5 protein-coding genes are annotated in these 6,325 nt (G+C 42.4%); all 5 read right to left on the bottom strand.

All coding sequences use genetic code 11. The annotated features are described in order from the left end of the window. Positions 1-254: 254 nt before the first annotated feature. The 5 genes from IM322_RS19500 to IM322_RS19480 all read right to left on the bottom strand — a co-directional run bounded on the left by IM322_RS19500 (position 255) and on the right by IM322_RS19480 (position 6,094). Complete coding sequence (locus IM322_RS19500; RefSeq protein WP_287676349.1) at positions 255-1,757, bottom strand: aromatic ring-hydroxylating dioxygenase subunit alpha; 1,503 nt, start codon at positions 1,755-1,757, stop codon at positions 255-257. Positions 1,758-1,891: 134 nt separating this feature from the next. Continuing rightward, the gene (locus IM322_RS19495) at positions 1,892-4,219 is read right to left on the bottom strand and encodes a VPS10 domain-containing protein (RefSeq protein ID WP_287676348.1); all 2,328 of its coding nucleotides are present in this window, start codon (positions 4,217-4,219) and stop codon (positions 1,892-1,894) included. A gap of 134 nt (positions 4,220-4,353) precedes the next feature. Beyond that, the gene (gene pth / locus IM322_RS19490) at positions 4,354-4,980 is read right to left on the bottom strand and encodes an aminoacyl-tRNA hydrolase (RefSeq protein ID WP_061430600.1); all 627 of its coding nucleotides are present in this window, start codon (positions 4,978-4,980) and stop codon (positions 4,354-4,356) included. A 49-nt stretch (positions 4,981-5,029) separates the two neighbouring features. Then, positions 5,030-5,254 (bottom strand): DUF2811 domain-containing protein, encoded by a 225-nt coding sequence (locus tag IM322_RS19485; RefSeq protein WP_002800048.1) that lies wholly within the window; start codon positions 5,252-5,254, stop codon positions 5,030-5,032. A gap of 438 nt (positions 5,255-5,692) precedes the next feature. Next, positions 5,693-6,094, bottom strand: a complete 402-nt coding sequence (locus IM322_RS19480; protein WP_287676347.1) for a universal stress protein — start codon at positions 6,092-6,094, stop codon at positions 5,693-5,695. Positions 6,095-6,325 lie beyond the last annotated feature (231 nt).

Below are 6,325 nucleotides of genomic sequence, written 5' to 3'. Positions count from 1 at the left end.
TAACTTTAAACTCTAAGACAAACATTTTACGCAGGGGGTACTTAGATAAAATCAGTATAGCACAATAAAAGTTAAGTTAACAAGCTATAGTTTAAAAAGCCGTCCTAAAAGGACGGGGCTTTAACCCAAAATTTCGGTAAAAATCAGAGGTCGCAGGCAGGCACGGATTCCCATTATACATATAAGTATAAGGCAAGCGGCGGGATTTGTCAAGCCCCGCCAGCAAAAATTTGTCTTATCTGGGAGTATCGAGGCTAATCATTGCGGGAATGTTCAAATTCATAGACATAAAACAACCCGCTCAACTTTTGCAGAGCGTAGCCGATAATAGCTAAACCGATTGCTCCTAGGATTGCCATCCAGAATCCTAGGGTCGGGAATAAGCTCAAGGGCGATATATTGGTTAGGTTAGTGGTTGCTGCCCGTAAAGCGAGCGAGCGAGCATCGAGGAAAATTGCCAAGAAAACCGAGACAATCGCACCAATATAACTAAATAAAGTCAAACGCTGTATATTTTTCCGAGCATTTTGGCAAACCTGACAATCTTTAGTATGAGTTGTCCAAACATCAAAAAGCTGGCGTTTATCGAACTCTGGGGCTGGTAATTGGGGATTACAGTCAGCTGCCCAGGGAATCCTCCCTCCGGCTCTGTTTTTGAACCACTGACGAAAGGTAATCACCATTTTATCTTGAGGATTGGGAGTATAAACCGCATCGAGCCAATTTTCTGGCCGTCGGGCTAAAATTTTCTCTTGGTAGTGAAGAAAAACGAGATCTTGGTGTAAAAATACAGAAGCAAGGATATGACCTAACCAAGTGGGCATAGGTAAGGCAAAAAAACCTAATCCGGGGGGGGTTTTTCCGGCTTTATTTTTGACTAACACCTGACAACCGATATGACGACACCAACCCGGACGAGTGGGAATAGCGTATAAAACTAGGATTAACTTGCCCCCATCGGTGAAAGTGGTGCAAATTCTCATCTGACAGGGGGGGTGAAAATCGTGAACGGCTGTCTCTATAATCGCCGCCGTGGGAGTGATAGCAAAGGAAAACCCTTCTTGGGTGGATAGCTCTCTCAGACGCGGCATATCGTAATATTTAGCATCTTGATAACGATTACCGACAATACCATGGTGAGAAACGGGAACATGAGCAGGATCAGCGACATTTTCCATAAAAAAGTCCCAACCGTAGGGTAAATCGCGGATATTCCAAAATAATTGCCGAACTTGCTCCGAATCTGACTCTAATTCCGCTACGGTAGCCGGCTGTCGCTCCTGACTTTCCTGTTGAGCCTGCCTTCCCGATTCTGCCCATACCCAGATTAACCCTTGACATTGCTGGGTGGGGTAGGCAACGGCACAGGATTTCGGACTTGAGCAGTTTTTGGCTTCCGTTTGTGCATCCTGTGATTGGGGAATGCTAACACAATTACCCTCCCTATCAAAACGCCAAGCATGATAAGCACAGAGCAAGGTTCCATCAGCTTCGATACGTCCTTCTGACAAAGGAGCCAACCTATGGGGGCAAAAATCGGCAAAACAACACCATTGATTGGAATTATCGCGCCATAACACCAGATCTTTCCCCAATAACTGGATTTTATGGGGACGGGAGGGATCGAGAAATTCGGCAACAGCGACGGGATACCATTGCTTAGTCCATTGAAAGGTTTCTGGAGAAGAAGAAAAGCTCGATTCAGCCAATGGATAACTATTTTCACTGAAAAAGGGGGTTTGGGCGGCAATATTCATATTTTTGCGGAGATACTAGGGAGCAGTTGAACAAGATTATAATTTATTGTCACTATCCCCGTCCAACACCCGCACTTTTTCCTATTTCCTGTTCTCTTTAAGGCAAAATTTCTCGACAAGAGATTACCTAGATCCTAAACTTGGGTAATGATAGCGAAGAAAACAAACAGAAAAATCATAAATGCTGCTGCCATGCGGAAGAAGGATTTAGGAAGATTAATAACTTTCTCCAGTTTCAGGAAACCCACCAGAAAATAAGCGACGATTGCCAGGAGAATCGGGATAACCACGCGCAAGATTGTGCCAAGGGGACCGGAGAAAAATTCACCGATTTTATAGCGGGGTGTATTTTCTTCCGCGTGAGGAGGAATAGTTACACTTGTCCAAGTTTCTCCCCCATCGGTGGAACGAAAAACTGTAGTTTGAGCGCCACCAAAACCGAATAAAGTTTTATCTTGAGCGTAATTAGGAGAAAACTGGACGGAGATACCAGAGGAGGGGATACTATGAATTTTCACTAGGGGTATTTTAGGATCACCAATTGATTTAAAAGTTTCTCCTCCATCGGTAGATTTAAACAAACCATCTCCCTGTAAACTAACTATTACCGTGCGATCGTTGGCATAATCAGGAGAGATAGCAATAGTTTCTACCGAGGTATTGGGATTAAACCCCGGTTTCTCTAATTTTGTCCAACTTTTAGCCCCATCTTTGGTGACAAACAAACCAGAAATTGTCCCAGCAAAAATAGTTCCATCACTGGGATAATTGGGAGACATTGCCAACTGCACATTAGAGGTTTTTGATAGGGGGGTTCCTTGGCTGACATTTTTCCAAGTTAGTCCACCATCAACACTTTGATAAATGCCCTCTTTTCCCGTGACAAACAAAGTTTTATCCTTAGAAAAATCAGGGGAAGCTACCATGGCAGGGGCATAATTACCAAAAATTCTGCCCACTTCACTGATATTTTTAACCGTATTTCCTCCATCGGTAGAACGAAATATTCTCCCCTGCTGATTGGTGAGAAAAAGAGTTTTATCCTTGGCAAAATCTGGGGAAGGAACTATCCTCGGACCGCGGACTCCTTCATCGATTTCGATAATTTTCCAGAAATCACCACTGTTATCGGATTTGGCAAATTTATTGCGTAAAAACCCCGCAAAAATAGTTCTATCTTCTCCATAGTTAGGAGAAAAGGCAATGTCAAAGAAACGCCGGGGATCTTGTCCTGATTCTTCGGGATCTTTACCAAGTCGATAAACCTCTAAACCGCGATTAATTGGTGTCCAAGTTTCCCCTTTATCCCGACTGATGAAGATATTGCCTACATAATTAGCAATGACAACAGTACCATCCTGGGCATAATTAGGAGAAACCGCCATAGCGATAACTGTTCCCCGGGCTAAAGTTGCTATTTCCTGCCATTGTTTGCCGCTATCCGTGGTTTTAAATAAGCCATTAAATCCCCCTAAAAACATCGTATCTTGAACTATTTTTAAATCCATAAAATGGGGAACTTTATAATCATCAGCCTGTTTATCTTTGGTTAAACCCTCGCTCATTTTTGTCCAACTTTTGCCCCCATCTTGCGAAACATACATTCCGTCATACCAAGTGATGGCATAAAGGGTTGAATTTTGGGCATACTGGGGAGAAATAACGATGTCTTCGATGATTTTATCTTTAATTCCTTCGTTAACAGCTTGGAAGGTTTTACCATCATCAACGGTTTTAAAAATACCTGCTTCTTTTGTGCCGACAAAAAAGGTTTTATCCCTGTCTAAATTAGGAGAAAAAGCAATTGTATCCACTGCCCCCACATTAGCAGGTAAGGGGAGATTCTGCCAAGTTTTTCCCCCGTCGGAGGAAGTGTATAATTTACCCTGTTCATCCCCGAAAAAAATTCGATCAGGATTGTTGGGAGTAATAGCTAGAGAGGTTATCAGTGCCGTGGTGGGGAAAATATTTGACCAATTTTTACCGCCATCTTCGGTTAAATAAACCCCTTTTTCTAATCCCACTGCCGCTACTATATTGGGATCGGAAGGGGCAATTTCTAGGAAGTTAATAAATTTAGTTTCTAAACCCTGATTAACTTTCTGCCAAGATTCCCCCGCATCTTCACTTTTATAAATACCATCGGATCTTGAAGCTAAATAGAGAATATTTTTATTGAGGGGAGATAGGGATAGGGAACTTAATTCCCCCGTATAATCTAAACCTTGAATTAATCTTGTCCAGTTGCTACCTCCATCCCTAGACTTATAAAAGTTATTTCGCACCAAGATATATACTGTATTATCTGTCTGGAAATCGGGAGAAACTTCTACTTGACTAATCACATCATGGGGACGATGGGCAAAAGCAGCATTACTCCAAAGACAAAAAACTGTAGCGATTATCAATAAAATGAGATTAAACTTGTAGGCGAATCTCAGCAAACTTTGGCGATTAATCATACTTAAACTGCTAATATCGAGGATAAAAATTGACCTAATCTAGCAAAGGGCGATCAAAATTTAAGCAAGGGTTCTGTAAGAGTATAGACGAAAATGGCGATTATAACCATTACTAAAATCAGGCTTATTTGCTATCAGCATAGATTAGAACCAATCTCTACACTTTGATTATTGTAGAGACTCATTGCCTTTTGTAACCCTTGTTTGAGACCAAGTTCGATCGCTTTTCTGGACAAGTCTAACACTTTCAAGATCACTTGGTTTTCTTGGGGGGTGAATCGGCCTAAAACGTGGGAAATTGTCGCTTTTTCGGTTGATTTACCGATTCCTATGCGTAAACGAGCGAAGTTTTCCGTGCCAACGTGGGCAATCATTGATTTAATACCGTTGTGTCCGCCAGCCGATCCCGATAGACGGATTCTCAACCGGCCTAGGGGCAGATCCATATCATCGTAAATGACTAAAATCGACTCTGGAGCTAGTTTATACCAGTCCAGCACCGATCGCACCGATTGCCCGGAGCGATTCATGTAGGTTTGGGGTTTCAAGAGACGAATTTTGCCCGGGAGAGGACTGTCACCTTCGGCAATAAAACCTTGAAATCGCTTGTTTTCCTGCCAAGATAGCCCCCAATCCCGCGCTAATGAGTCCACAGCTTCAAAACCGATATTATGACGGGTGCGATCATATTTGGGTTCGGGATTACCCAAACCGATAATTAACTGAGGAATGATTAAATTAGGGGTTTTATCGGAATTCATAGGGGAAAATCGGGCTTTTAACCATGACCCGACTCTTATTATCACCGAATTAGCACTCCGAGCGCTGGAACAAAGTTTCTAGATAAACCTTGGCACAGCTATTTTGCTCCTCAAAATTCATCCTTTCGGAGGATTGACAATTAAGTAGAAAAAATGACAAAGCCGCCGTAAACACACCATCTTGATCCCAACCGGGGTGAGTTTCTAGATATTGTTGTAGGGATTGGTGGAGGATTTCGGGGATTTCTGCCAAGATACTGACTGATGTATTCATATCGTTTACCTCTGAATCTGAAGTGGGGAAATCCCTGACTGGTGCAGTGGACAGTAAGGACTATTGTGAGCCAAGTTGGGGGGAGTTGCAATATTACCAGATGTAAAGGAATGCTTTAGAAAAACTTAATATTTACGAGGGAATAAGGGTTAGAGCTAGATTTTATTTACTCAACTTAACAATAACTCAGTATCTATCGATGGGAATTTTGACAATCAAGATTAATTTTTTCTCGAAGCAAGTGCCGATTCTATCGCTGTTGCCTGTGGAAAAGTCTGGGTAAACTGTGGAAAACTTGGGAGTGAGTGGGGAAATACCGGGGAATGTATGGGGGAAAACATTGGGGAAAAATAAGATTTGCAAATTTTAATCCGTAGTGATGCTCAAGACTACTTAGGCACTCTTGCCAGAGTACCTTTTCTAGCTGAATGCTGGCTGCTATGCTTTTACCACCAATACTGAACAGGTAGCTTCTGCCACCACGAGACTACTAACAGAATCTTCGATCACCCGTTGAACTCCCGTTAATCCCCGACTGCCGATCACGATCAGATCAGCATGATAGATATTAGCTAAACGAATAATTTCCTCCGCTGGATCACCAAAGATGACCTCGATTTCACTAGGGGCAGCAATCTGGGATTGATAGCAGCGCAATTGATCTTCAATGATCTCACGGGAGGGGTGAGGGCGATCAACTGGCAATTCATCTCCCTCCTTGCCGAGGATATGGGTGAGTATGATGCAAGAATTTGCCGTTAGAGAAAGGTAATTCAAGGACTGAAGGACTCGATCCGATAATTCCCCACAATCTAAGGCAACAACGATATTTTTAAACATTTTGACTAAATCCTGCCGCTAAACAAACTTCCAATTAAGATTCCGGAGCAAAAAATCTTTTATTTTGCCATTATCTAAGGATAATAAGCCTAGATAGGGTCTGCTGAATAAATCTAAAAACCTTGTTGGGTAAGACTTTTAGACTTTTTGTCAATCAAAAAGTACCAGGCATGGGAGTGATCAGGGGGAAAATTCAGGTACTTTTTCCCTGAAAATTAGGTAGTTGACCAC

It is taken from the genome of Microcystis sp. M109S1, from assembly GCF_020247025.1.
Taxonomy (GTDB): domain Bacteria; phylum Cyanobacteriota; class Cyanobacteriia; order Cyanobacteriales; family Microcystaceae; genus Microcystis.
Note: the sequence above shows the minus strand (reverse complement) of the source record. Positions and strands in the feature narration are given on the sequence as shown.